This is a genomic window from Streptomyces pratensis (genome assembly GCF_037137275.1).
GTDB classification, from domain to species: domain Bacteria; phylum Actinomycetota; class Actinomycetes; order Streptomycetales; family Streptomycetaceae; genus Streptomyces; species Streptomyces pratensis_B.
Genome location: NZ_JBBBEN010000085.1, coordinates 197,800 through 222,357, shown reverse-complemented (window position 1 = coordinate 222,357; position 24,558 = coordinate 197,800). Strand labels below are relative to the sequence as shown.

The 24,558-nt window shown below is 73.3% G+C and carries 19 protein-coding genes and 1 pseudogene (1 of these 20 only partly in view); 6 read left to right on the top strand and 14 right to left on the bottom strand.

From position 1 onward, the window contains the following. Window positions 1-2: 2 nt before the first annotated feature. The 6 genes from V9U70_RS12615 to V9U70_RS12590 are packed head-to-tail and all read right to left on the bottom strand — an operon-like array spanning window position 3 to window position 5,408. Window positions 3-1,952 (bottom strand): proton-conducting transporter transmembrane domain-containing protein, encoded by a 1,950-nt coding sequence (locus V9U70_RS12615; protein WP_336674798.1) that lies wholly within the window; start codon window positions 1,950-1,952, stop codon window positions 3-5. Beyond that, entirely contained in the window at window positions 1,949-2,254 is a 306-nt protein-coding gene (locus tag V9U70_RS12610) for an NADH-quinone oxidoreductase subunit NuoK (protein ID WP_336674796.1), read from the bottom strand. Before V9U70_RS12610 ends, V9U70_RS12615 begins: the two co-directional genes overlap by 4 nt. After that, entirely contained in the window at window positions 2,251-2,820 is a 570-nt protein-coding gene (locus V9U70_RS12605) for an NADH-quinone oxidoreductase subunit J family protein (RefSeq protein WP_419723972.1), read from the bottom strand. The genes V9U70_RS12610 and V9U70_RS12605 overlap by 4 nt, the downstream gene beginning before the upstream one ends. A gap of 14 nt (window positions 2,821-2,834) precedes the next feature. Further along, complete coding sequence (locus V9U70_RS12600; RefSeq protein WP_336674794.1) at window positions 2,835-3,758, bottom strand: complex I subunit 1 family protein; 924 nt, start codon at window positions 3,756-3,758, stop codon at window positions 2,835-2,837. Next, window positions 3,751-5,067, bottom strand: coding sequence for a hypothetical protein (locus tag V9U70_RS12595; protein WP_336674792.1), 1,317 nt, complete (start codon window positions 5,065-5,067; stop codon window positions 3,751-3,753). Before V9U70_RS12595 ends, V9U70_RS12600 begins: the two co-directional genes overlap by 8 nt. Continuing rightward, the gene (locus tag V9U70_RS12590; RefSeq protein WP_336674790.1) at window positions 5,058-5,408 is read right to left on the bottom strand and encodes an NADH-quinone oxidoreductase subunit A; all 351 of its coding nucleotides are present in this window, start codon (window positions 5,406-5,408) and stop codon (window positions 5,058-5,060) included. Before V9U70_RS12590 ends, V9U70_RS12595 begins: the two co-directional genes overlap by 10 nt. A gap of 534 nt (window positions 5,409-5,942) precedes the next feature. Here V9U70_RS12590 and V9U70_RS12585 point away from each other — a divergent pair. The 3 genes and pseudogenes from V9U70_RS12585 to V9U70_RS12575 form a co-directional block, all read left to right on the top strand. After that, on the top strand, window positions 5,943-7,787 hold the full coding sequence (locus V9U70_RS12585; RefSeq protein WP_336674788.1) for a thiamine pyrophosphate-requiring protein: 1,845 nt from the start codon (window positions 5,943-5,945) through the stop codon (window positions 7,785-7,787). 327 nt (window positions 7,788-8,114) lie between these two features. Continuing rightward, window positions 8,115-8,834 (top strand): transporter substrate-binding domain-containing protein, encoded by a 720-nt coding sequence (locus V9U70_RS12580; protein WP_336674786.1) that lies wholly within the window; start codon window positions 8,115-8,117, stop codon window positions 8,832-8,834. A gap of 123 nt (window positions 8,835-8,957) precedes the next feature. Next, window positions 8,958-9,603, top strand: a pseudogene (locus V9U70_RS12575) (transposase); the annotation flags it as partial. On the opposite strand, the gene V9U70_RS12570 reads toward V9U70_RS12575, so the two are convergent. Next, a complete protein-coding gene (locus tag V9U70_RS12570; protein ID WP_336674979.1) occupies window positions 9,497-10,036 on the bottom strand; it encodes a transposase family protein in 540 nt (179 codons plus the stop codon). The pseudogene V9U70_RS12575 and the gene V9U70_RS12570 overlap by 107 nt on opposite strands. Before the next feature lie 592 nt (window positions 10,037-10,628). Beyond that, window positions 10,629-11,189 carry a hemerythrin domain-containing protein gene (locus tag V9U70_RS12560; RefSeq protein WP_336674784.1) on the bottom strand — a complete coding sequence of 187 codons (561 nt, stop codon included), beginning with the start codon at window positions 11,187-11,189 and terminating at the stop codon, window positions 10,629-10,631. Between the two features lie 387 nt (window positions 11,190-11,576). On the opposite strand from V9U70_RS12560, the gene V9U70_RS12555 reads away from it, so the two are divergent. Together V9U70_RS12555 and V9U70_RS12550 are read left to right on the top strand one after the other, a co-directional pair. Beyond that, on the top strand, window positions 11,577-11,792 hold the full coding sequence (locus V9U70_RS12555) for a hypothetical protein (protein ID WP_336674782.1): 216 nt from the start codon (window positions 11,577-11,579) through the stop codon (window positions 11,790-11,792). A gap of 196 nt (window positions 11,793-11,988) precedes the next feature. Beyond that, on the top strand, window positions 11,989-12,411 hold the full coding sequence (locus V9U70_RS12550) for a DUF2267 domain-containing protein (protein ID WP_336674780.1): 423 nt from the start codon (window positions 11,989-11,991) through the stop codon (window positions 12,409-12,411). Between the two features lie 88 nt (window positions 12,412-12,499). Here the strand turns inward: V9U70_RS12550 and V9U70_RS12545 are convergent, their stop codons facing one another. Genes V9U70_RS12545 through V9U70_RS12535 form a run of 3 tightly spaced genes read right to left on the bottom strand, consistent with a single transcriptional unit; the run spans window position 12,500 to window position 18,017 of the window. Next, window positions 12,500-13,246, bottom strand: a complete 747-nt coding sequence (locus V9U70_RS12545; RefSeq protein WP_336674778.1) for a hypothetical protein — start codon at window positions 13,244-13,246, stop codon at window positions 12,500-12,502. After that, a complete protein-coding gene (locus V9U70_RS12540; RefSeq protein WP_336674776.1) occupies window positions 13,243-17,337 on the bottom strand; it encodes a CHAT domain-containing protein in 4,095 nt (1,364 codons plus the stop codon). Before V9U70_RS12540 ends, V9U70_RS12545 begins: the two co-directional genes overlap by 4 nt. A 56-nt stretch (window positions 17,338-17,393) precedes the next feature. Continuing rightward, complete coding sequence (locus V9U70_RS12535; protein ID WP_336674774.1) at window positions 17,394-18,017, bottom strand: class I SAM-dependent methyltransferase; 624 nt, start codon at window positions 18,015-18,017, stop codon at window positions 17,394-17,396. 400 nt (window positions 18,018-18,417) lie between these two features. On the opposite strand from V9U70_RS12535, the gene V9U70_RS12530 reads away from it, so the two are divergent. Beyond that, a complete protein-coding gene (locus V9U70_RS12530) occupies window positions 18,418-18,804 on the top strand; it encodes a hypothetical protein (protein ID WP_336674772.1) in 387 nt (128 codons plus the stop codon). Between the two features lie 593 nt (window positions 18,805-19,397). Here the strand turns inward: V9U70_RS12530 and V9U70_RS12525 are convergent. The 3 genes in view from V9U70_RS12525 to V9U70_RS12515 are tightly spaced (at most 57 nt apart) and all read right to left on the bottom strand, a layout consistent with a single transcriptional unit that may run on beyond the window. Beyond that, a complete protein-coding gene (locus V9U70_RS12525; protein WP_336674771.1) occupies window positions 19,398-20,012 on the bottom strand; it encodes a type VII secretion system-associated protein in 615 nt (204 codons plus the stop codon). Window positions 20,013-20,019: 7 nt separating this feature from the next. Beyond that, complete coding sequence (locus tag V9U70_RS12520; RefSeq protein ID WP_336674769.1) at window positions 20,020-20,823, bottom strand: type VII secretion system-associated protein; 804 nt, start codon at window positions 20,821-20,823, stop codon at window positions 20,020-20,022. A gap of 57 nt (window positions 20,824-20,880) precedes the next feature. After that, on the bottom strand, window positions 20,881-24,558 hold the 3' portion of the coding sequence (locus tag V9U70_RS12515; RefSeq protein ID WP_336674767.1) for a lonely Cys domain-containing protein. 25,632 nt of this gene lie beyond the right edge of the window; the window shows 3,678 of its 29,310 coding nt (coding positions 25,633-29,310); its start codon lies off the right edge, out of view — the gene reads right to left on this strand; the stop codon is at window positions 20,881-20,883.

The window sequence follows — 24,558 nt, the reverse complement described above, 5'->3', positions numbered from 1 at the left end:
GGTTACCTCACCAACAGGATGATCAGGACCAGCACGACGAAGCCGACGGCGGCCTGGGCGTAGTACTGGTGGAGCAGTCCGGTCTGCGGGCGACGCGCCCAGCGGCCCAGGTTCCGGGCCCCAGAGGCGATCGCGCGTACGGCGGAGTCGACGCCGTCGTCCTCCACCCGGCGGGCGAGCCGGGCGGCGGCGGTCGTGCCGCGGGCGGTCTGCCGCACGGCGCGGTCAGCGCCCCGGTCGTCCAGGCGACGGGCGAACCGGGACGCCGTCAGTCCCCCGCGGCCGGCCGCCCGTACGGCACCGGCGACGACCCGGTCGTCGATGTGGGCGAGCGCCCGCGCCAGGCCGAGCACGGGGCGGACCACGAGAAAGTGTGCGGCCCGCTCCAAGTGCAGCCAGCCGTGGGCCCAGCCCACGGCGGCGCGCGGCGCGAGCCCCGGGCGGGAAGCCCCCCACCAGGCCAGCGCGGCGGCTCCGACGGCGACGCCCGCGGACAGGCCGTACTCCCACGGCTGGGGGGACACGGCCCCCTGGTCGCCGGTCAGCCGCTCCCACCAGGAGGCGGGGCCGGGCAGGGCCAGCACTCCGAGGACGGCGGCGGCCAGCGTGAGCGCGAGCAGCGGCGGGGGCGTCGCGGCGCAGATCCGCCGGGTGCCCCGGCGCTCGGTGTCGTATCCCGACTCCGCCTCCTCGGGGAGGGGGCGGGTGACGTAGTGGACGGCCTTGACGCTGTACGCGGCGGCGACGGCCGCCGCGGCCAGTCCCACGGCGTACGGTCCGGTCCCCTCGGCACGGGCGGCGGCGAGGACCTCGTCCTTGGCCGCCCACAGCGACAGCGGTGGCAGTCCCGCCAGGGTGAGCGCGCCGACGGTGAAGGCGGCCCCGACGAGCGGGTAGGAGCGGGCGGCTCCGCGCAGGGCGGACAACCGCTTGGTTCCCAGCGCCGTCAGCCAGGCCCCCGCGGCGAGGAACAGGCCCGACTTGGTGGCGGCGTGCGCGACGAGCTGGGCGGTGCCGGCGGCGGTGCCGCCGCTGCCGGCGGCCAGCACCATGAAGCCGATCTGGGCGGATGTGGAGGCGGCGAGCAGTTGCTTGAGGTCGGTCTGCGCCACGGCGACCACGCCCAGGACCAGCGCGGTTACGGCGCCGGTCCAGGCGACCAGCGGGCCGGCCCAGCCGGTGGCCGCCAACAGCGGGTGGAGACGCAGCAGCAGGTACGCGCCTGCGGCGACCATCGTCGCGGAGTGCAGCAGCGCCGAGACGGCGCTCGGGCCCCGCATGGCCCCGGACAGCCAGAAGGAGAAGGGCAGTTGGGCGCTCTTGCCGAGAGCCGCCGCGATGACGCCCGCGGTGACGGCGTGCAGCCACGGGGAGCCGGTCAGCGGCAGGGCGGCCAGGTCCAGTGAGCCGGCCTGCCCGGCGAGAGCGGCGCCCGCGGCCAGGTAGAGGCCGAGGTCAGCGGTGCGGGTGGTGAGGAACGCGACGCCGGCGGCCCGTGTCCGTGCGGGGTCCTGCCACTGGTGGCCGATCAACGCCCAGCTGGTGGCGCCCATCACCTCCCAGCCCATCAGCAGCAGCGGCAGCGTGGTCGCCGTGACGGCGACCAGCATCGCGCCGGCGAAGACGAGCATCAGCCCGAAGAACCGGCCGCGGTTCCCTGCGGGGGCGCCCTCCCCCAGCGCGGAGAGGAGCACGGCCGTGGTGACGGCGGCGACGGTGACCGCCATCACCGCGGACAGGCCGTCCACCGCGAGCCCCGCCCGCGCCCCGGTGAACAGCGGTGCGCCGGCCGCCGGGCGGGCCACCGCCGCGGCGACGGCCACGCCCAGCGTCACCACCGCCACCGCCACGCCCAGGGCTGGGACCGCCCGCGGGCAGCGGCGCCCGGTGAGAACGAGCACCGATCCGCCGCCCAGGGGGAGGGCGACCAGCAGCCAGACCAAGCCGTTCACCCCTTCAGGTCTTTGGCCATGTCGGTCATGTCGATGCCTCGGGCGCGGTAGAGGGCGGTGGTGACGGCGAAGCCCATGGCCATCTCCACGGCCATCGCCACCACCGCGGCCACGACGACGACCTGGCCGCTGGCCGAGCCCGGTGCCAGGAAGTGCCAGAAGTCGGCGGCGGCGACGATGACGCCGCCGATCATCAGCTCGATGCCCATCATGATCATGACGATGGACTGCTGGGAGAGGGCGCCGAACAGGCCGGTGCAGAACAGCCCCGCGGCGAGGACCAGGAGGAGTTCGAACGTCATCGGCCCACTCCACCGCCGGCCGGGTCCCTGGCCGGCCGCTGGTCGAGGTCGTCGCCGAAGCGGTCGTAACGGCCTCTCCGGGTGGCGAGCACGGTCGCGCCGACCATGGTGGCCAGCAGCACGAACCCGAGGATGACCATGGTCAGCATCTGCTCGCCCATCAGCGCCATGCCGACCTGGAACGTCGTGTCCCCTGGCCGGGCCCCTGCGCGGTCCGGCCAGGGGACCAGGAAGACCCCGGCGACCAGCGCGGCGAACACGGCACCGCTGACGGCCGCCGCGCCGCGCTTGTTGTGCAGCATCGACATGGGCATCAGACCGGCCGGGTTCATCATGTAAGCGATCATGAACACGGCCATGATCACCATCTCCATGACCATCATCAGCACGATGACGACACCCAGATAGGGCAGACCCAGCACGGTCACCACTCCCCCGGTGCAGACCAGTGCGGCCAGCAGGGCGAAGGTGGCGCGGGCCATCGAGTCCAGCGTGAACACCAGAACGCCGAAGGCCAGGGCGCACAGCCCCAGCACCCACAGCAGCACCGTGCTCATGACGCCCATGACGCCGTCCTTTCCTAGAGGTTGACCAACGCCGGCACCAGGACCTGGGCGACGGCCAGAGGCAGGAGCACCACCCAGGCCGCCTCCACGTACCGGTCGGCGCGCAGCGTCGGCAGTCTTCTCACCGCTCCCACCAGCAGGGCCAGCACCGCCAGCGACTTGACCAGCGACCAGGCCCAGGCCGGCAGCCACGGCCCGGCGCCGCCGCCCAGGAACAACGGCACGGCCATCGCCGCGCCGGCCGCCAGCCACAGCCACCGTCCGGCCTGGAGCAACAGCCGGTCGACGCCGGTGGTCTCCCCCAGGACTCCGCCGGCGATGTCCCGGCCCGCCGGGTAGGCGAACGGCCCCAGAAAGCTGAAGGCGAGCACGCCCGCCAGATAGGTGACGAAGGCGAACGGCATCCACACCGCGTACCAGAGGCCGTGCTGGGCGTCCGCGATGTCCGTGACGCTCAGCGACCGGGCGCCCGTGGCGGCCGAGATCAGGGCGAACATCAGCGGCAGTTCGTACGCCAGCCCCTGGGCGAGGTAGCGGTAGCCGCCGACCAGCGAGAACGCGGCGTTCGGGCCCCACCCGGCGAGCCACAGCCCCGCCCAGGTGAGCACCTCCATGGCGTTGAACCACACCACCCCGATGGACAGGTCGGCGATCACGTGGTCGCCGAAGGGGATCACCAGCGTCGAGAGGACCGCGGCCACCGGCACGGTGACCACGCCCGCCCGCCACAGCAGCCGGTCCGCGGCGGGCAGCCGCCGTGGCTGCGCCACCAGCGCCCGCGCCACGGCGAGCAGGGGCCGGGCAGCGGCGGCGAGGGTCACCGGCCGACCGGCGGCACGGGCCTCCAGGGCCGCGTGTCCGGTCACGGCCAGCAGCGCCAGCCCCAGCAGCACCGCCGGGGCGGCCGGCACCACCCACCACGCGCCCGCCTCACCCATGGGCCGTCCACGCCGGGCAGGCGGCCCACTCGTCCGGGTCCGGGTCGAGGCCGGCGACGATCAGCCGGGCCGCCCCCAGCTCGGCCCCCACCAGCAGACCCGGCAGCAGTGCGGCCAGGGCGGCAGAGGGCGGACGGGCGGCGTCCCAGCGGCCCCGCGGGCTCTGGAGGGCCACCGGATCGAGAGGGTCGGCGCAGTCAAGCCGGCCCACGTCGAGCAGCACGTCGGCAAGCCACTGCCGATAGCGGGCCGGCACGTCCCCGTCCGCCCGGGCGGCGGGACCGCTCACGCCCGCGGCCTCCGCGGCAGCGGCGCTCACCGGACCGATGCCGCGCGTCAGCCAGTACAGGGTCCGCGACCGTCCGACCCGCCGGGCGAATCGCCGCGTGCGCGGCAGGAGCGCAGCAGCGGACGCCTGCCCCAGAAGGTCGTCCCGCAGTCGCTGGGCCGTCACCGCGCCGGCCGGCCATCCGGCGACCGCCAGCAGCCGCCCCAGGCTGTCCAGGTGCGCTGCCGCCCGTCGGCGGGCGGCCTCCCCGACGCTCACCGGCTCGCCCGCGGCCGCCCGGACCCACGGCCGGGCCCAGAAGGGACGCGCCGTCCCGTCAGCGGGCGGCTCGTCGAGTTCCGCCCGCTGGACGACGTCGCCCTGCATCACCACGCGCACGCCCAGCCCCGCGGGCCAGTCGGCCAGGAAGGGGCCCAGGGGCACGTGCAGGCGGTCCAGCGCCAGTCCGTCGCGGTCCGGGCCCTGTTCCGCCATCGGCAGCCCTCCGGGCATCTCCGTGTCCCCGTGCCCATGGCCGCCGTGCCCCTCCCCGTCGCCGCCGCCGGGCGGGCCGCCGTCGTGCCCGTGCCCATGGCCGCTGCCGTGTCCGCTCCCGGCTCCGCCGTCGTCTGCTCCGCCGGGGCTCGCCGCCCGTGCCCCGTGCTCCGCCCCCGGGCCGCCGGGAGACAGGCCCTCCGGGGCATGCCGGACGGCGTCGCTCCGCTGCCGGTGCGGCGAGGCCAGCCGGGCGCGGCCGACGTCGAGCCGTGACGGCACGTCGTCGGCCTCGGCCGCGTGGGCCCGCGCGCGAGGCTGCGGCATGTCCTGCCAGAGCCGCTCCAGGGCCGGGCGCAGGGGCGGGTGCTCGGGGCCCGCCACAAACAGCAGATCGGCCCCGGCGGGCGTCGAGGCCGACGGCCAGTCGCGCAGACGCAGTTCCCTCTCCGCGGCCAGCCGCGCGGGCGTTCCGCCCGGTGTGGTGACGAGCAGGACGCGCGGCCGGGCGGCGGCCGCGCGCAGCAGGGCGGCCCTCACGTCCACCGCAGCGCCCCCTCCCGCCACGCGTAGACGACGCCGGTGAGCAGGACGGCGAGGAAGACGAACATCTCGACCACCGCGCCGGTCCCCATCGCCGAGACGACCAGCGTCCACGGGTACATGAAGACCATCTCCATGTCGAAGGCGAGGAAGATCATCGTCACCGTGTACCAGCGCACGTGGAACCGGCTGACCGCGTGCTCGACCGGTTCCCTCCCCGAACCGAAGGGCTGTGCGGGCACCGGGTCGGGCGAGACCCGCAGCGCCCGGGCGGCCCCGTACACGCCGGCCACGGCGAGGAGGGCCACGCCCGTCAGGGTCAGGGCGGACGTGAACCCGCTCATCGCGGGTCACCGCCCGCCGGGACGCCGGGCCCGCGGGAAGCGGCATGGGCCGGTGGGCCGGCCGCCCACGGACCCGTCGGCGCGTCGTCCGCTGCTGCCATCTGCGGCCACTCCTTCGTCCTCGCTCTGCGTACGGTTTCGTCCTCGCTGTGCGTACGGTGGCACCGCGTACCCACGCGCGGCCGGGTGAAAAGCCGCGAGCGGACCGATCCCGCACTCCCTCGGCCGCCCGGCCGACGCCCGTCCGAGCATCACGGCGACGCGTCCCGCGACGCGTCCACCACGCTGGGCGGCCCGTGAATCAGCACCGCACGGATCAACCGCGCCGGCGGCGGCCGTTCGGGGCCCGGGGCCGCACCCGTACGTGTCCCGGGGCCGTTCCGGCACGGACAGGGCCGCCTCGAGGGAAGCCCGACGTTTCCCCCGGGCGCACACGGATACCCAGAGGAGGCCCTGCCGCCCCGGGCCTTTGCGACCACATGGAGGAGGGCCCAGTTGAGACCGCACGGCAGCCAGACCAGAAACGGAGCTCTCATGGCCAGCACGAAGGTGTCCGACTACGTCCTCCAGCGGTTGCGCGAATGGGACGTGGACCATGTCTTCTCCTACGCGGGCGACGGCATCAACGGCCTGCTGGCGGCTTGGGGGCGGGCGAAGAACAAGCCGAAGTTCGTCCAGGCGCGCCATGAGGAGATGGCCGCCTTCCAGGCCGTCGGATACGCCAAGTTCTCCGGCAAGGTGGGCGTGTGCGCCGCCACGTCGGGCCCCGGCGCGATCCACCTGCTGAACGGCCTCTACGACGCCAAGCTGGACCACGTCCCCGTGGTGGCGCTCGTGGGGCAGACGAACCGCAGCGCCATGGGCGGCTCCTACCAGCAGGAAGTGGATCTGCAGAGCCTCTACAAGGATGTCGCGTCGGAGTTCTGCGAGACGGCGATGGTGCCGGAGCAGCTGCCGAACCTGATCGACCGGGCGATGCGCACCGCGTACGCCAAACGCACCGTCACGGCGGTCATCCTGCCCGCGGACGTCCAGGAGCTGGAGTACAGCCCGCCGACGCACGCGTTCAAGATGGTGCCCTCCAGCATGGGCCTGAGCCGCTATGCCCCGGTGCCGGCCGACGAGGACATCCGGCGCGCCGCAGAGGTGCTGAACGCCGGAGAGAAGGTCGCCGTCCTGATCGGGCAGGGAGCGCGGGGCGCGCGGGCGGAGGTGGAGCGGCTGGCGGACGTGCTCGGCGCCGGGGTGGCCAAGGCGCTGCTGGGCAAGGACGCCCTCCCCGACGACCTGCCCTATGTGACCGGCTCCATCGGGCTGCTGGGCACCCGTCCCTCCTACGAGTTGATGCAGGAGTGCGACACCCTGCTGATGATCGGTTCCAGCTTCCCCTACAGCCAGTTCCTGCCCGAGCTGGACCAGGCGCGGGCGGTCCAGATCGACATCGATCCACACATGATCGGTCTGCGCTACCCCTTCGAGGTGAACCTCGTCGGTGACGCGCAGGAGACCCTGCAGCGGCTGCTTCCGCGCCTGCACCGCAAGGAGAGCCGCGCCTGGCGGGACAAGGTCGAGGAGAACGTGGCCCGCTGGTGGGAGGTCATGCAACGCCGCGCCGCCGTGGACGCCGACCCGCTCAATCCCGAGTACGTCGTCCACGCCCTCGACGGCAAGCTGCCCGACGACGTCATCCTCACCGCCGACTCCGGCTCCGCCGCCAACTGGTACGCCAGGCATCTGCGGCTGCGCGGGCACATGCGCGGCTCCCTGTCCGGGACGCTGGCGACGATGGGGCCCGGTGTGCCGTACGCCATCGGCGCCAAGTTCGCCCATCCCGACCGGCCGGCCATCGCGCTGGTCGGAGACGGAGCCATGCAGATGAACGGGATGATGGAGATGGTCACCGCGGCGAAGTACCACCACGAGTGGTCGGACCCGCGACTGATCGTGGCCGTGCTGAACAACCGCGACCTCAACCAGGTCACCTGGGAGATGCGGGCCATGTCCGGCGCCCCGCAGTTCGAGGAGTCCCAGCACATCCCGGATCTGCCCTACGCGGAGATCGCCCGGCACATGGGCCTGGACGGGGTGCGGGTGGAGAAGCCCAAGCACGTGGAAGCCGCGTGGGACCGGGCGCTCGCCGCCGACCGCCCGTTCGTCATCGACTTCCGGACCGACCCGGCCGTACCGCCCATCCCGCCGCACGCCTCCCTGGACCAGATCACGTCCGCCGCCTCGGCCGTCCTCCAGGGCGACAGCGACCGCGGTTCGATGGTCCGGCAGGGCATCAAGGCGAAGGTGCAGGAGATGCTGCCGGGCACCCGGCACCGCGACGACCGGCCCGGGGCCGGGAAGCACGACAGCACCGAGAAGGAGAAGTGACGTGCCCGGTGGGCGCCCCGCCTCGCCCGGCCGGGGAGGCCGTCTTCTCCGACTGTGCCCCGGACCTGCGGCAGATGGGCGCCGCCGACGTCGCGGCCGGTGAGTACGGCTACGACTTGCCTGTCTGGCCCGCCAGGCGGCCTCGGGGACCGTGGGCTGCCCATCTGGGTCACGGTCGGCGTGCGGCCTTACGGGGCGGCCGCTACGCCCGCCGGGGGCGTGCTCCCGGCGGGGAAGGACGCTCGGGACCGGCCTTACGACCTTGGGAACGATTGAGTTCAAGGCATGCTGGTATCCGGCCGCAAGGCGTGTCATAAACTTCGCTCCATGATCGTGACCAGTGCAATCACCAAGGACCTGGCGCCGAGTGACGTGTTGCGGGCCTCGATCAACCTGGGAAATCCGGTACTGGCCCAGGGCACGCCAACGGCGCCGACCGGCGTCACGGTCGACATCGCGCGTGAGGTTGGCGTGCGGCTGGATGTGCCGGTAGAACTCGTCTGCTTCGACGCGGCACGAAAGTCGTACGAGGCGATGACAGCGGGCCAGGCCGACATGTGCTTCATGGCCATCGAGCCCGCGCGTGAGGCTGAAGTCGCCTTCACTGCACCGTACGTCGTCATCGAGGGCGTGTTCGCCGTGCCGCACGACTCAGCACTCACCACGGCTGCTGACGTCGACCGCGCAGGCGTGCGTATCGGCGTGAAGCGTGGGTCTGCCTACGACCTCTTCCTCTCCCGCACCCTTCAGCACGCGAGCATCGTGCGCGGAGAGGAAGGAGTCGACGAGTTCCGCACTCAGGGCCTGGAGGTCGCGGCCGGCATCAGGCAACCGATGAACGAGTTTGTCGCGACGCATCCCGAAGTCCGACTGCTCGAGGGTCGGTTCATGCAGATCCAGCAGGCGGTGGGCACGACCACGACCCGACGGCCCGAGACCGTCCAGTTCCTCCGGGACCTCGTCGAGGAGCTGAAAGCCAGCGGATTCGTCGCCGACGCGCTTCGGCGCGCGAATCAATCCGAGGCCATAGTCGCCCCACCTGTGTAGGCACAGCCCTCAAGCCTGGGGGCTTGACCCGCGTGACCTATGAGTGAACTTCTTCGAGTTGGCCACCGATCGAGTGATGGGCCGTGAAGCGCAACGGACGAGGCCCCCGGGCTGTTGATCGAGATGTCTGACGTCTCCATCACGTTGCTCGGGGGCCTCGTTCGGCGCTGCAAGCTCCGTCCGTCCCAGCGTGCGATGGTGGCACTGGTGTACCTGCGCGAACACACCACACTCGCGAAGATCGCCGCCGGGTTCGGAATCAGCGAGTCCGCCGCCCACGCCTACACCAGCTCGGTCATCGACCTGCTCGCCGCACGCGCACCGGGCCTGCTGAAGACGCTGCGCGAGCACGAACCCGACTTCATCCTGCTCGACGGCACCCTCGCCGAGTGCGACCGGTCGGCGACAGGCGAGCCGACTACTCCCACAAACACCGGCCCACGGCGTGAACGTGGAGGTCGTCACCGACCCCGGCGGCCGACTGCTGTGGCTCTCGCCCTCCCTGCCGGGCCATACCCACGACCTGACCGCCGCCCGCACCCACCGAATCATCCGGATCTACGAACGCCAAGGCGATCCCATCCTGGCCGACCTCGCCTACCAGAGTGTCGGCCCATGGCCGGCCACCGGCGTCGAACGCAGACCTCTGCAGGAACTCACCCTCACCGAAAGGTCCCGCAATCAGGCACTGGCCGCAGCACGAGCACCCGTCGAACACGGCGTCGCGAGGCTGAAGTCCTGGCGAATCTTCCGCAGATCCCGATGCAGCTCGAGTGCTGCCGGAACTGCTCGGCAATGCCCTCGGTGCGCACGGCCGTCTGGTCATGCATCCGGCCCGGCCGGTCCGCCCCGCTGAACAGCGTACGGCCCTGGGCATCGCTGAACGTAGTGGTCTTGATGGTGTTCTGCTTCCTCTTGCCAGAGTTCGAACGCCCTGCGGCTGGGGCGACCCGGGCGCGGGCGGCAGACCTGAACTTCGGTGCCGTCGATGCGCAGGTCGACGCCTTCAGTGTCGGCGTACGCGAACACGTCCTCCAGTGTGCGCAGCCGCAGCCCGGGGGGCCCGGAACCGCGAAGCCCCGGGCCGCCAGCAGTGGGCGGACCTCGCGGATCGCACCGGAGACCGTGGAGCGATCCACGCCGTACAGCTCGGCGATCGCAGCGTGAGCCAGCCCCAGCCGCACGTTCACCAGCGTGGCCACGAGCCGATCGGTGAAGAGCTGGCGCTGCTTGGGCCCGGTGCCGGCTGCCCGCCTGTGGTCCCCGCCCCGCCGCTCACGCAGCGCCGAATCACGGGTGGCCTGCCCCACTTCGGCGAGCTCTTCGAGTGACTCGCCGAAGCGTGCACGGGAGACCCCGGAGAGGGCAGGCTGGGAGCAGGCCGCACGGGCCCAGGCAAGCTTCACGACTCTTCCAACCCGTGCGGCCCTTCTCGCGGCACGGGCCGACCGCGACCACCGGTATCGCTCCCAAGGCCGTTGGAGCCGTGGAGGGTGCCGCCGGCGCCTCCGCGAGGTGCGGCGGGGTGCGGCCGGTTCCTGCCCGGGCGGCCCGGGTCCGGCAGCTGAAGCCGTCCGTGAGGAGGAGCGTCGAGTCCTCCGCGTCCCGTACGGCGGGCAGCGGACCGGCCTCTGCCCAGGTCATGGGCACCTCGTGGCGGCCCTTCTCGAAGCCGAAACCACCCGCCAGTGCGCAGCAGCCGGCGTCTGGTGAGCCGCTGTCGTCAGGCGCGCTCGGAGACGTCCGGGCACACCGCGGGGCGACGGGAGCCGGGCCCACGGAGCCGGGGCGGTGTCAGTCCTTGCCGCGTCCCGACAGGGCGTCCCTGACACGGTCGACCATGCCGACGCCGGGAGCGAGCAGCTTGTTGGCCGGCGGGGTGTCCGGCGCGGAGGGATGCGGGCGGGTCGGCGCGGTCTTCTTGGCCGTGCGCACCTGATCGCCCAGCTTCATCAGCTCGTCCTGTGAGGCGACGGCCCGCAGCTGCGGGAACAGGGTGTCCTCCTCGTCCTGCACATGGGAGCGGATCTCGGTCATCAGCTTGCTGATGAGCCGGTCGAACTCCTGCTGACCGGCGTCCGCGCCTTCGAGCTCCTTCATGGTCCGCTCGGCCTCCGCGTGCTCTTCGATCTCCTTGTCGGCGATCGTGTCCCCGTCCGGCAGGAGCCGGCGGACGGCCGGGTACAGGTACGCCTCCTCCGCGACCGAGTGCCGCACCAGTTCGATCACGGCCTGGTCGGCATAGGTCTTGCGCTGTTCGTCCCCCGGAGGCAGCGCCTCGATCTTCCCGAACAGCTGGTCGACCTCGCGGTGGTCGGTGGTGAGTTCCGCGATGACATCTCCTTGGTGGCCCATGAGGAAGTTCCCCTTCTTCTCCTGCGTGACTGACTGATGCCACGGCCGTGTATCCCCGGCCGGACAGACCAAACAAGGCGGGCACGAGGCACCACCGGGGCCGTGCTTCCGTGCGACCGGGGCCGCTCGGAGGCCGGCCCCTTCCTGGGCCCGGCTCCGCCCTCCCCCCTTCTCCCCGGCCGACTCGGTCCCGCTCGCGGCGCGGGGAGCGGAGTCGCCCAGGGGCCAGCCGGTGGAAGCGGCCGCCGCTGCCGGGGTGAACAGACGCCTCCGGTGCCCCTGCCAGGTGCTGGGATTGACCCGACTGCACGAGCCGGGTCGCCGCCGGCGGGACAGTGGCCTCAGATAGGAGGCGAAAGCCTTCTCCTCCAAGAAAGCGAGCCCCTGATGATCGTCAAGAGACTGCACGAGTCCGGTATCCGGGCCGAGCACGCCTACGCCGCCGGCTTCGCCTCCATCGGCCTGTCCGTCCTCTCCTGGTGCGCTTCGCTCGGAGTGGAGAAGAAGGGCGAGGAGAGGGCCGACCGCTGGGGCATCTTCGTCGGGGAGTGGGCGCCCACGTTCTTCGGCCTCGGGTTGGCCCTGTCCACATACGAGAAGTAATCCGGGTCTCGTCGGCACGCAGCCGGGCGGCCGCCGGCCCGGGCGGGGCTCTCCCCTGACGCGCGTGAGCACCTGCCCGGCCCGGCGGCGTCCGACGTGCGACCGCCACCGGTCGACGCCTGCCGCGAGCGCCCGCCAACGTTCCTGTGCGCCGGAGGCCCCCGGCGCACAGGGGTCCAGAAAGGATGTCCGTGTCGTGCAGCATGACGAGATGATCGGGAAGGTACAGGCCTTGGCCCAGCTCCCGGGCCGGGGGCCCGCCGAGCGGGTGACGCGGGCAGTGCTGACCACGCTCGCCGAGCGGCTTCCGCACGGGCTCGCGGAGCATATGACCGCCCAACTGCCCAGCGAGCTGGCCGCATCCGTACGAGAGACGACGGACGCCCGCGACCCCGGCCTGCCGGGGTCGGCCGAGCGGTTCGACCTGACCGCCTTCGCCGGGCGGATCGCCGGTCGTGCCGGGACGGACGAGATGGCGGCCGTCCGTGAGGCCGCCGCAGTGCTGGAGGTGCTCGACGCCGCGCTCGCTCCGGAGCTGATGGAGCACGTGGCCGGAGCGCTGCCGGCGGACATCCGCGCACTGCTGCCCGACAGCCGCGCCACCGAGCACGAGAGCTGAGCACGCTCAGGCCCACACGAGAGCGCTTCGGCGGCCCCTCCAGTGCACTTCCGAAGGGGCCGCACGGGCCCCTTCCCCCACGCCGCCCTCAGGCGCCCGGTGCCGGCCCCGTCACGGGCCCGGCGGGGGCGGCTTCACGAAGGTCGATGGCCCGCAGGGCTGGCGGAAGCTCCGCCCGGTACGGGATCAGGCCGAAACGGCGCTGCCTGACCGTGGCGGCCACCGTGATGTGGGCCTGCGCCGGTGCGCCGGCGGGGGTGCGGACGACCAGGGCGAGTGCCTCGTCCCCGACCAGCGGGGTGTCCGGGGTGGCGGTGAATCTCCACTCGGGGTCGCAGTCGCGTTCGCCCATGCCGACCACGAAAAGCTCCTCGCGTCCGCCCTCGTGCGGCGTGAACTCCACACCCGCGTCGATGAACATGAGGTTGGCGGTCAGCGCCAGCGATCCGGAGGGTGCGACGGGCACGGTCCGCTTCTTCGGTGAGATCGACCAGGCGATGGGCTGCCGCTCGACCGGCTGGCCCGGCGCCTCCAGGCGGATGCCGATGCCCGCGTCCGTGAACGGGGCTCCCTCGGGCGAAGGGCGGAAGGAGCAGACGAGGCTGAGGAGCAGGTAGTCGTAGTGGGCGGACTGCGACTCCAGGAAACCTCCCCAGTCACCGTCGCCCTCGGCGGCCTGTACACCGCTCAGCGGGCGCACGACCGGGGCCCCCAACGAGATCCTGCCTGTCAGCGCGGGTTGGAGGGCGGGCCCTTGGAGGAGAAGAGCCGGGACGAGCGTGAGGTCGTGAGAGGTCGCTGCTCGGGCCTCGGCCGGCCGGTCGGCGTGGATCATTCGGTGACTCCGTCTGAGTGGTCGGTAGCGGGACGCCAGTCCCCGATGAAGCAGAACGCGCCCCAGTCCCGATAGGCGGGGTAGCGGGCGCGGGTCGTGGTCTGGGCCGCACGGAACGCGGCCCGCCGCCCCGCGGAGCGGGCGAGGTGTTCGTACAGGGCGCCGAAGAAGGCCGTGGCCACATCCGGGGGAACGGGCCAGAGGCAGCCCACGATGGCGGCGGCCCCCGCCTGGAGGAAGGCGGCGGGGAGGCCGTGCAGGTTGTCGTTGACGTCGAACCGGCCGAGGGCCGACTCGCACGCGCTCATCGTGACGAGTTCGACGCCACGCAGATCGACGCCGAGGACGTCGTGGGCGAAGACCCGGCCGTCCTCGCCCCGTTCCGCATCCGGCGCCAGGAACAGACAGTGGTGCCAGGGCGCCCACTCGTTGTGCGCCCCGTGGGCCGCCACATGGACGTAGCGGGCCTCGGACAGCGCTGCCAGGAAACGGCGGGGGGTGGCGTCGGCGCCCAGGACCGGCGCTGTGCCGCCCATCGAGGCGGCGACCCGTGCGGTGTGGGCCTCCAGGGTGTGCGTGCCCGCGCTGTCGTACGCGAAGGCCGCCAGTCCGCGGTGAGGGGGCGGGAGGGGCGCGGGCCGGCCCAGGAACGAGAGGCTGGGCACCTGGGTGACGATCCAGTCGTCGGCCAGCAGCCGGTCGTCAGCGGACAGCAGGTGGAAGGGGAGGTAGTGCAGGGGCCCGTGGGGCCAGACGCACAGGTGGGTCTTGCCCCGGGCGAACCAGGAGGGCAGCGACTCGGTGAACCCGGCCAGGTAGGAGCGGGAGTCATCGGCGAGTGTCCGGGCCGCCACGCGCGAGACCTCCCGGTGCAGGGGGTCAGCGGTGACTTCCCGGCGCAACTGGGCGACCTGGATCGCGGCGGGCGACACGTGCAGTGTGTGACCGGCCTTGGACACCCTGAACAGCGCGCCCTCGTACGCCGGGAACACCATGGTGCGGTGGGCCGTCTCCTCCCGCGTCATCGCCATCCCCTGCAGCGCCATGACAGGGCGGGCGGAGGCCGGATGGCCGGCCTGCCCCAGGAACAGCGAGAGCAGCACCGTGTCCGGAGGAAGCAACTCCTGGATCTCGTCGACCCGCAAGAGGGGCAGCGACCGCGGGTTCCGTGCCGAGCGCAGCTCCCCGCTGACCCAGCGGTCGGCGGCGCGCTGGAGGTTGCGCACTTCGGCCTCGGCGTCGACGTCCGGTTCGGCCTCGCCCGATCCCAGGTAGTACAGCATGGCCGTCTCGGCTCCGCCGGGCAGCTCGAAATCGGGCAGGGGCCCGGGCAGCCGCGTCTCGGCGAGCCGTGCACGGTCCAGGATGCCGTGCAGGCGCGGGGAGAACTCCAGGGCGCCCGGGCTTCCCGACGCGATGGTGAAGTCCATGCCCTTGGCGGCCTGGTGGACACCGGACATCACCGACAGGTTGACGGTGGGGCCGCTCATCCTCAGGGCCAGTGACTGGTAGAGGCCGTGCAGCTTCCAGCCCACGGTCTCGTCCGCGGTCCGGCGCAGGAACACGGAGGCCGGGATCAGCGCGATGGCGGCCCGCTCGGCCGCCGGCCCCTCGGCCTCCTCCACGCATCCCAGCCCGGCGTCGAGGGCCGCAAGAGCGAGATCGGTCTGCCGGCACCCGGCGAACGCGAAGGCCGCGGCGGCGAAACGAGCCGCGGCGGTGTCCGGCTGCCCTTCCGCTCGGGCATGCGCACCCGAGTCGTGGGCCAACAGTGCGTCGAGGTAGACGAGCGCGTCGGCGTGGCGCCGGAAGAGAGCGGGCGCCGACCGCCGTGCCTCGTCGATGAGTTCGCGGCCGGCATCGCCCTCCTGCCGGGGGTCCGCGTGCGCCGCGAGATGGAGGAGTGTCGCCGCCCGTTGCTCGGCGGACCACGCGTCGGCTTCCGCGACGGAGCGCACCCGGTCGGCGAGCCGGCCTGCTTCCGCCGCCCCCGGTGCGCAGGCCAGCTGGTTCCCGACGAGGCAGTGCACCTGACTCGACCAGCGCAGCCGGCGGTGGGAGTCCATGGTGAGGTACGGCAGTTCTTCGTCGGCCGCGGCCAGCAGACGGGCCTGGAGGCCGAGGTGACGGGCCTCCATGGCCAGGGTGAGCGCCTCCGCGAAGACGCAGGACGCCTCATGGAGGCCCTGCCGCTCCCTGATCACCGCGAGGGGCACGGGGAGTACGGCGGTGAGGTCGCCGGGCAGGGCCAGTTCGCCGCAGCGCTGGAGAATCCGCAGGACGTAGAGGCGCGCCAGCGGGTCGCGACGCGGGTCGAGAACGTCGAACGCCTTGCGGGAGGCGCTCAGGACCTCCTGGTCGTACGACTCGTCCCGCATGCCGGCCAGGAAGGACAACGCCTCCGCCAAGGCCTTGAGGACCCGCCCCAGCAGGTGTCCCGACGCGAGGCCTGCGGATTCCCGGAGATAGGTGACGGCGGCCGCCGCCGCGTCCGGGGGCGGCGGCATGTCCGGAGCCGAGGTGTGTGCGGGGTCGCCCGGATGGAGGGACTCCTGCCGCCTGCGGCGTTCTTCCCAGAGGCCCAGTCCGCTGGTGAAGTCCAGTCCCGGCAGTTCACCGAAGTAGGGGCTGAGGTGCAGCAGTCCGGCGGCGAAGAGGGTCTCGGCGAGTTCTTCCGCGGCGTCCTCCCCGGGAGCAGCGCGCAGCGCGGCGATCTGCGTGCGCACGACGTCGTGGGCGCGCTGGAACAGCCGCCCGTCGGGGCGTTCGACCAGACTCAGCCGCGCGGCCTCGACATAGGCGTCGGCCGCCCACCACCAGGGGCCTCCCCGTGGCGTCCCCCAGCGGACGGACGCTGCCTCCAGCGTGAGGGTGAGGACGGGCACGACCTCCCGCGGCGTCCCCGATGCGATGATCCGCAGGGCGCCGGCCACCACGGAGACGACGGCCTCCTGCGAGAGCACGAAGGCCGGGTCCACGACCTGCCGGACGGCTTCGGCCTCCGGGACGATCCGAGCAATGATCTTCGAGCCCAGTCCTGCGAGGTCACGTGCCTGGCGTACCGCCTCCGACGGCTCGGAAGGCGCCGTTTCCTCCCGCTTCTCCTCCCGCTTCTCCTCCGTCCGCTCCTCCGTCCGCTCCTCCTCGGGCGACGCCGTGAGCTCGAGGAGCAACCCCATCGCCTTGCGGAGGTTCGCCCGCTGGGGGTCCCGTCCCGAGGCCGTCCTGAGGTCCACCGCCAGCCGCAGCCACGAAACCGCCTCACGAAGGCGGGCGGCGTCCTTCTCGGGCAGGGCCGCCTCGGCCCAGCGACCGAGACACAGACCGAGGCCCTCCGCCGCGTCGGCCCGATCGGCAGAGCCCTCCGGGGCCTCCGCGAACGCCGATCGCGCGGCGGCCTCGGCCGCGGCCAGGTCGGCGTGTTCTGCGGTCAGAGCGAAGCGCTGGATGTGCGCCCGGGAGAGAGTGAGCCGACGACGCGCCCGACGCCTCTGCGACTCATCGGCCAGCGCGGCCACGCCGGTGAGCAGCACGACGCCGTGGTCCGCGTCGTGCAGGCGGAGGGCCGCCGGACGGCCGGCCACCTGAGCCCGCCGTCCGAGAGCCAGGCCGAGTGCGGTGTCACGGTAGGCGCTTGAGGCGACACCCCGCAGCAGGTCCACCGCCTCGTCGAGCACGGCCGGGTCCCCGCCCTCGTCGACGTCCAGCACGAGATCGCTCGCGTGGTCCACGGGGTCCCGCCACGGGTCGTGGCCGGTCTCCTCTGTGAGCTGCGCCCACAGCTCCCGGGGCACACGACGGTGATCGACCAGGTACAGCAGACCGAAGGCCTGCATCGCCGTCGCGAGTTCGGCAGCCGAGAGCGAGGGTTCGCTCTGAGCGAGGGATCGTGCCCAGTAGTACGCGGCGACGGTGTGCAGGAGTTCGGCGTCCTCGTCCCGAACCTCCTCCAGCGTCCCGCCCATCCTGGCCATGAGCTCAGAGGCGCACGCGACCCCGGCCTCGTCGAGCACGGCCTCGGGCGCCTCCCCGTTACGGAAGTCCCGGACTCTGTCGCCCAGTTGTCTGATCAGTGCACGCTTCGAGCCCATGGCCTCCCCCAGGGCCCAGGGTAGGTCAGGAAGCGCTGCTCAGCGGGTACTTCGCCTCACGGCCCCGGGTTTCGAGACCTACGGTGGACGCTGACGGCATAGCCCCCGCCGTCGTACGGGTCGGCATCCCAGGTGGCGAACCGGTCGACGAGGCTGAGGCCGACCGCGGCGCAGCAGTCGTCGTAGTCCGCCAGCGTGAGGCTGGGCGGGACCGGCAGGTGGGCTTCGTCCAAGCCGAATCCGGCGACCAGCAGACCGCCCGGACGCAGCGCCGCGGACAGGCGCTCCACCACCGCGGCCTCGGTACCGGGAGCCAGCAGCGGGAAGATGTTACCGGCGGCGACGACCAGGTCGAAGCCTTCCGCGATGCCGAGCAGGGACGGCTCGAACTCGGCCAGATCGACCTGGAACCAGGGCAGCCGGGGCGCCTGCTTCCGTGCCACCGCCAGCATCGAGGCGTCGAGATCCACGCCGACGCAGTCGTAGCCGAGCTCCGCGAGCCGGATCATGACGCGTCCGGTGCCGCACCCGGCGTCCAGCACCCGCGCTCCGGCGGGCACGAGAGCTGCGCAGAAGCGCGCCTCGCCGTGCACGTCCTTGCCACTGCGGGCGAGGGTCGCGAATCGTGCGGCGTAGTCCTCCCCGGTCGCTCTGCCGGTCATCTCCGTCCATCTGCTCATGACGCCAACCTTAGGGTGCTCGTGCTGTAGCGGAAGAAGGCGGCTGGACTCACAGAACGGAACGCCCTCTCCCCCGAGCCCCCTCAGCCGGAGCCGGGCGGCTGAGGAGCGACGGGACCGCCGAGTTCGGCGAGTACCGCGCCGAGCGGCCGGCCTCGGCCACCGGCGACCGCACGGCTGCTGTGCGGACCGCGCGCCCTGCGAAAGCCTCCCCACATCCCTCGAACGCGAGGCCCTCCACCACAGATGCTCGACAAAAGGGCCGCGCGTGCTGTTCGGCGTGACCGGGTGACGGTCGTACGCCCCCGGCGGGCGCTTCCGTCCGCGGCGGGTACAGGCAGGAGCCGGACGACCGCCCCGATGGTAATTTCGCCGGACCATCGACCAGGAGGAGACCAGGGTGGGGAATCTCGGCGGCTACCAGTGGATGACGACGACCGCGAAGCAGGTCGGTGGCCCGGGCGTGCTGTTCGCCGGCGTGGCCGTGCTCGGCTACCTCTCCTTTCGGGGTGCCGAGGCCGGTGTAGCCGCGACGCACAAGAAGCTGCGGAGGATGCAGAAGAAGCGGGCCGGGGCCACGCCCGACGAGGTCTTCACCGTCACCGCCGACGGCGACGACGGCAACGGTCTGACGGTTTGGACCGGCAACGAGATCCGGGTGCTCGAAGACGTCGGCGAGGCGGTCCTCGTCGAGGTGATCGGCGGGCAGGACAACCCCTATATGGTCGCGCCCGCCTTCCTGGCCTCGGTCTGCGACTTCCCGGCAGGGGGGAGCCACGGGGCTTGACGCCTGGGCAGCACACGCTTCGGTTCTTCCGGACTCGCAGCACGTTTCCGTGAGGGCGGACCGCGTACGAGGCCGCACGGCCTCCGAGCGCTGCCGTTCCCGCGGACCGCGAGGACACAGGCCCCGCCGGCCCGGCAGGGGCGGTCAGCTCCCGTCCGTGAACAGGCCGAGGCCGTGACGCCGCGGGATGAGACAGGCCTCCGCGGCCGGCGCGAGATCGACAACCGGGCGCCCCCACACCGGAGGCCGTGGTGGCGTCCGGAGTGAGGCAGCCGAGACCGCGCAGCTCACCGACCGCTTCACGGAAGGCGTCACGGCCCTCGGCGCCCACGCTCGTCGCGGGTGAGAGAGGCCAGTTCGCTGATCGTGGGTTCCAGCCCGGGGGTGCAGCGGACGGTTAGTTCGGGCCCGGCGGAGGTCGGTGACGCGGCCTTGCGGCGAGCGTCCACACCTGGACGGTCGCCTCGGGCAGTCCACCCTCGTCTCCCCCGGTCCCCCCACCCCGGTCCCCCCACCACGGCCCATGGCCGACGTCCGACGAGAGCGGACGACCCCCGTCTCCCGGACGATCCACGGGCAAGGGCTCCGGCCGCCTACCGGTCGAGGTCGGCGGTCTCCTCCGCCGCTTCCGCCAGCACGTCCGCGAGCCCTTCCGTGGCCAGCACCATGCTGACCGGGGCCGAGCTGTTGAGGCACAGGCTGTGCCCGGGGGGAATGCGGGTGAGCAGATCCGTGACCGGCAGCCGTACGTACCCCAGTCTCCCGATGCCCTGGAGGTAGCGCGGAGAGGTGTAGACGGGGACCACCGCCGTGCCGTCGGGCGCCGACGCGCTCACCGGCTCGCCGGCCGCGGTGACCGGCACCGCGACCTCGGCCCGGGCCAGCGCCGCGGTGACGTCCTGCGCGGGACCGTATCCGGTCGTGGCGAGTTGGACGGCGCGGTCCACCTCGTCGGCGGGCTCGGGCCACCCCATCGCCTCCGGCGACGGCCGGTAGTCCTCGTTGTCCTCCCACGCGACGATCACGCCCGCGGAGTCCGAACGCCACTGGCCGACCACGGCCCATTCCGGCGGCGGGCCCTCCCCCCGCCAGGCGGGGTCCGGCAGATAGAACCAGTGGTCGGGGGCCAGTCTGGCGGCCTGGACGAACTCCTCGGGAGGCGGGGGGTCCAGAGGGGAGGCGGAGGGCTCGGCGCCGGACTCACTCATCGCGTCCTCATTCACTTCGGGTGCCTGATTCCGTGCTCGGGCCGCCAGTGGGCCGCGTCGGGTCCCCCGGCGACCGCTCGCCCGTCGCCTCCTCCCACCGTGCCCGGATCTCGTCCGCACGGACGAGCAGGGCGGCCGGGGCGGACGGGCTGAGGAACAGCACGTCCCGGCCGGGCGGCAGCCGGTGGAGGAGTTCGGGAAGCCTCATCATCACATGGGCGGGCAGGCGGTCCGCCCGCGCCTGCGGCGACGCCGGGAAGACCGGCACCGCCTGGGTTCCGCCGGGGGCCCGTGTCCACGCGGGCTGCCCGTCCTCGGCCACGCACACGGCGACGGTCCCCGCCTCCGCGAGGGCCTCGGCGACGTCGGCGTCCGGGCCGTACCCGGTGGCGGCGAGGTGGACGGCGGCGTCGGCGTCGCTGACGGGCGGGGCCCATCCGAGCGCGGCGGGCGACGGCCGGTAGTCCGCGTTGGCCTCCCACGCGACGATCCCGCCCCGCTCGTCGCTGCGCCAGCGGCCGAGTACGGCCCACGGGGGCGCGGGTTCGTCGTCGCTCTCGCCGAGCCAGTGCCGGTCGGTCACCGACAGCCAGTGGCCGGGCGCGCGGCGGGCCGCCGCGACGATGTCCGCCGGCGGCGCCGGGAAGTCCGGTTCTCCTGCCGCGACGGTCACGGGCGTGCGGGCCAGGGGCCCGGCGGAGGCGCGCGGGAAGCGGGCGGGAGCGCCGGGCACGGGCGCTCCAGCCGTCTCCGCGAGGAGAGCGGCGTACAGCTCCCGGACGCCACCGGGGGGTCCGTCAGAAGCCGGCATGCAGGTCACTCCAGACTGTGGTGCCGTACGGATGTGCGGTGCCGGTCCGGGCCGTCGTCATGCCCCGCCCCCGTCCGGCCGGTCGGCTGCCCGGTCGCCGGGCCGATCGGCTGTTTCGCCGGCGTCGCGCGCGTGGAGGAACGACAGCAGCGCCCGGGCGTGTTCGTCGGGGAACAGGCCCTCTCGGGCGACGGAGGCGCGCAGCTCCTCCTCCGTCAGCGGGTGGACGTCCCAGTACCGGCCCCAGTTGTTCACGTAGACCGAGGCCGCCGTGGGGTCGATGTCGTCCAGGGCGTGCTGCGCCCCGGTCATCACCTCGTGGAAGCTGTGATGGCCCACCCCCACCAGCACGCTCACCAGTCCGGCCCGGATCAGACCGAGGTCCACGGGCACACCGGCAAGCCGCTTCAGCCTGGCCACGTGGGTGACGATGCGGTAGGCACTGCCCGAGGTGCCGGTCAGCACCAGGCCACCGGAGTCCTCGGAGCGGCCCTGGAAGTCGGCGGACATCGGCAGGGTGTGCAACTGACCGGCGGGCGACCACAACAGGGTTCCCTCCCGGACCGCGAGGCGTCGCTCGGCCGGGCTCAGCGCGGGCCGGACCTCGTGGGGCCGCAAGGGGGTCCGCAGCATCGCCTCCAGCTCCTCACTCTCCTGGGCCTCGTCCTCCGGGTCCAGCTCCGCCGCGTGGAGTTCGGCCATCTCGCGCTCGTAACGCCTCAGCTGCTCACTGGGGTGGCGGTCGCGGCGCTCCACGCCGATCACCGGATGCTGGGGCTCCACGCCTCCCATGAGGTACGGGACGAGGTTGCTGGCGACACCGTTGAACAGGAACGTCACGCGCTCGCGCAGGTTGCCCGACTCCACCACCCGCGCGAGGTTCTCGTACGAGGTTCCGACGGCGCCGCCGTCCTCCCCGCTGTCGCTGCCGAACAGCCGGTAGTCCGTGCGGTTGTGGAGGGCGATGTGCCAGAACGCCCGCGCGACCTTGCCGAACTCCGCGTTGACGAGCGCGTGCTCGCCCAGGTGGTCGGCCAGCCGTCGTTCGAAGTGCAGGGCTTCCCGCGCGTAGCGGACGCGTGCCAGGACCCAGGCGGGGGCGGCGTCGCCGGCCGGGGCGGGACCGGTGGCGGTGGGCGAGGCCGGCGGTGGCCCAGGGGCGTCGTCCGGGTCGTCGCCCAGGCCGTCGTCCGAGTCGTCGTCCGAGTCGTCCCGCGACAGGAGCGGCCTCGGGTCGTCGTCCGCCTCCGTATGCCCTTCCCCGCCCGAGCCCTCCTCTTCGCCCGTGTCCAGCGACAGGGCCGGGAAGGATTCGAGGACCGGTGGGCCGGCAGGCTCCCCCGGGCCCGCGAAGTCCGTGTCCTCGACGGCCGGCGCGGACGGCGGGCCGGCGACGTAGTGCGGGTTGGCGATGTACGGTCCGACCGGGACACCGTGTGTCATCGGCTGCGCGCCGCGGATGTACCGGCGCCCGACGCCGCCCGGAAAGAGTACTTCCTCCTGGTCGGGGAAGGGCGAGGCCAGGCCCAGGGTCGCGTTCACATCGATCCCGCCGGGCGCGTCGATGTCGTAGCGCCAGCGGTACCGACGGAAGAGGGCGGGGGCGCCCAGCGGGTTGGCGCGGGCGCTGTCGCGCACGTAGTTCCGGTTCGCGGTCGTGCTCGCGAAGACCGTGTCCGGCACGAGCGCGCTGCCGCCGTAGACATGGTCGATGACCGACACCATCTCGGGGCCGTACGGCTTGAGTCCCTCGGCGAAGACCCGCTCTGGCCCGTCCGGGCTGAAGCGGTACAACGGGCCGTCGTGGTCGCGCCACAGGGCCTCGGGCAGGGGGCTGCCCGCCAGCGCGGCGGGGTCCGCCGCGACCGTGGCCGGATCGACGGGAGGGGTCGGGGCGACCGGGCCGGTGGCGGGCCAGCCGACCGGCACGGGCGAGGGGTCCGGTCGGTCCGCCGGGCCCTCCTCCGTCAGCAGGCGGGAGGAGGCGACGAGTCCACGCCCGGGCAGGTACCAGTCCCAGGCCGGGCCCCGGGTGTGGATGCGTCCGGCCAGGTCGGTGACGCCTCCGGCGGACGGACCGTCGGGGTTGTACTCCCCGCGCAGGCCGAGCGACGGGATCTCGGCCACGAACACGTGGAGGTCCGGATCGTCCTGGCCGTAGCCCCATATGGTGTGCCGCTCGGTGGAGACGACCCTCGGGAAGGCGTCGAGCGTCTCGGCGAACCGCTCGTCGAACGGCCCGTCCGCCGAGTAGGGCAGGGGTGTTTCCGGCGGAGTCGCGGCGCGGCCGCCGGGGGCCGGAAGCGCGCTCCACTCGGCGGGGGCGGTCGCGGCGTGGGCGGTCGAGGTGGGGACGGACGGGTCGGTGACGGACGGAATGCGGGGCCGGGTCCGGCGCCAGGTGGCGGGCGCGGCAGGGTCCGCTCCGGCCGCCGGGCGCGGCAGGGTGGCCAGCCGGCCGGGTCCTGTCCCGTCCCCTTGGGAGAGCAGGAGCGGTCCGTCGTAGCTCCAGACGGTCCGGTCGGTCCGCAGCGCGAGCTCCCGCAGGAGGTCCTCCTGAGCGATGCCCGGGCCTGACGCCAGGAGCACCAGCGGACGGTGATGAGCGGTCAGGGGCAGTTCCGGGTCGGACTCCAGGAGGGCGACGAATTCCCTCGGCGGGATGTGGACGGCGCCCCCGGGGAGCCGCAGGACCACGGAGTCGGCGCCCTCCGTCTCCGCGTACACGAACCACGGGGCCGAGGCCCCCTCCCCGGCCCACGGGGCGAACCGCGAAGGGGCGAGGCCCTCATCCGGCCTGGCCCCGCCCTCGGAGAGCCGGACCGGGTCAAGCCCCCGGGGGGTGGGTACGGCCCCCCAGTTACGGCCCTGGAGGGTGCCGTCGGGCCTACGGACGCGGCCCGCTTCGGCGAAAGCGCCCAGGGTCTCCAGGTGGAAGACGGCCAGATCACCTGAGTGAGCCAGGTCGCGTCCGGCGGCGAGGGCCTGTTCGGTCAGGGTCCGCAGCAGGGTTTCTGCCGCCGCGTCCCACGGCGCGGTCGCGGGCAGGTGCAGCGCCGTACGCCCCAGCGCCTCGCGCTCCGCGGCGGGCCGGGCGTCCAGCAGCCGGACGGCGCCGGTCATCGCCCACAGCGCGCGGGCGTGGTCACGGGGGCCGAGCGGGCCGGCGGGCTGCCGCAGCACCGACCGTACGGCGGCGTCGCCGTCGGCGGCGAGCCGGTCCAGCGCGGTCCGCAGGGCGGGCGGGTCCCACACCCGGGTGAGGGGGGCGTCCGACGGTGCGGACAGGGCCCGCCCGAGCACGGCCTCGTACGCGGCCGGTGTCGGCCGGGACCCGTCGGCGGGCGCCGCGAGCAGCTCCCACAGTTCCCGGCGCAACGGCGTGCGTGCGGCCAGTTCCGGGTCGTTCGCCCGCAGGGTCTCCAGCGCGCCGATGCCGCGCAGCAGCCGCTCGTACCGGCCGCCGGGAACCCCTCTGTCGGCCTCGACGTCGTCGCCGAAGACCTGCCGCAGCGCCCGGACGAGCCGCAGCGCGCGCGGCCCCTCGTCGTCCCAGGCGGCGACGCCCGAGGAGTGGGCCGGCGGGCGCAGCCCGGCGGACGCGGCCACCTGCGCCGTCGCGTCCACCGGTTCGGGCCTGAAGGTCTCCATCCGCGCCAGGGTGCCGTCGGGCGTCGCGGCCAGCAGCCGGACGGTGTCGTTGTAGCCGGTGCGCCCGGTGGCGGCGGTGGTGGT

Bases quoted from the DNA above. Each gene is read 5' to 3' on its own strand.
- V9U70_RS12555 (WP_336674782.1), top strand. From the start codon at position 11,577: ATGATCGTCAAGAGACTGCACGAGTCCGGTATCCGGGCCGAGCACGCC.
- V9U70_RS12520 (WP_336674769.1), bottom strand. From the start codon at position 20,823: ATGCCGGCTTCTGACGGACCCCCCGGTGGCGTCCGGGAGCTGTACGCC.
- V9U70_RS12590 (WP_336674790.1), bottom strand. From the start codon at position 5,408: ATGAGCGGGTTCACGTCCGCCCTGACCCTGACGGGCGTGGCCCTCCTC.
- V9U70_RS12525 (WP_336674771.1), bottom strand. From the start codon at position 20,012: ATGAGTGAGTCCGGCGCCGAGCCCTCCGCCTCCCCTCTGGACCCCCCG.
- V9U70_RS12560 (WP_336674784.1), bottom strand. From the start codon at position 11,189: ATGGGCCACCAAGGAGATGTCATCGCGGAACTCACCACCGACCACCGC.
- V9U70_RS12580 (WP_336674786.1), top strand. From the start codon at position 8,115: ATGATCGTGACCAGTGCAATCACCAAGGACCTGGCGCCGAGTGACGTG.
- V9U70_RS12600 (WP_336674794.1), bottom strand. From the start codon at position 3,758: ATGGGTGAGGCGGGCGCGTGGTGGGTGGTGCCGGCCGCCCCGGCGGTG.
- V9U70_RS12610 (WP_336674796.1), bottom strand. From the start codon at position 2,254: ATGACGTTCGAACTCCTCCTGGTCCTCGCCGCGGGGCTGTTCTGCACC.
- V9U70_RS12545 (WP_336674778.1), bottom strand. From the start codon at position 13,246: ATGATCCACGCCGACCGGCCGGCCGAGGCCCGAGCAGCGACCTCTCAC.
- V9U70_RS12540 (WP_336674776.1), bottom strand. From the start codon at position 17,337: ATGGGCTCGAAGCGTGCACTGATCAGACAACTGGGCGACAGAGTCCGG.
- V9U70_RS12585 (WP_336674788.1), top strand. From the start codon at position 5,943: ATGGCCAGCACGAAGGTGTCCGACTACGTCCTCCAGCGGTTGCGCGAA.
- V9U70_RS12535 (WP_336674774.1), bottom strand. From the start codon at position 18,017: ATGAGCAGATGGACGGAGATGACCGGCAGAGCGACCGGGGAGGACTAC.
- V9U70_RS12605 (WP_419723972.1), bottom strand. From the start codon at position 2,820: ATGGGCGTCATGAGCACGGTGCTGCTGTGGGTGCTGGGGCTGTGCGCC.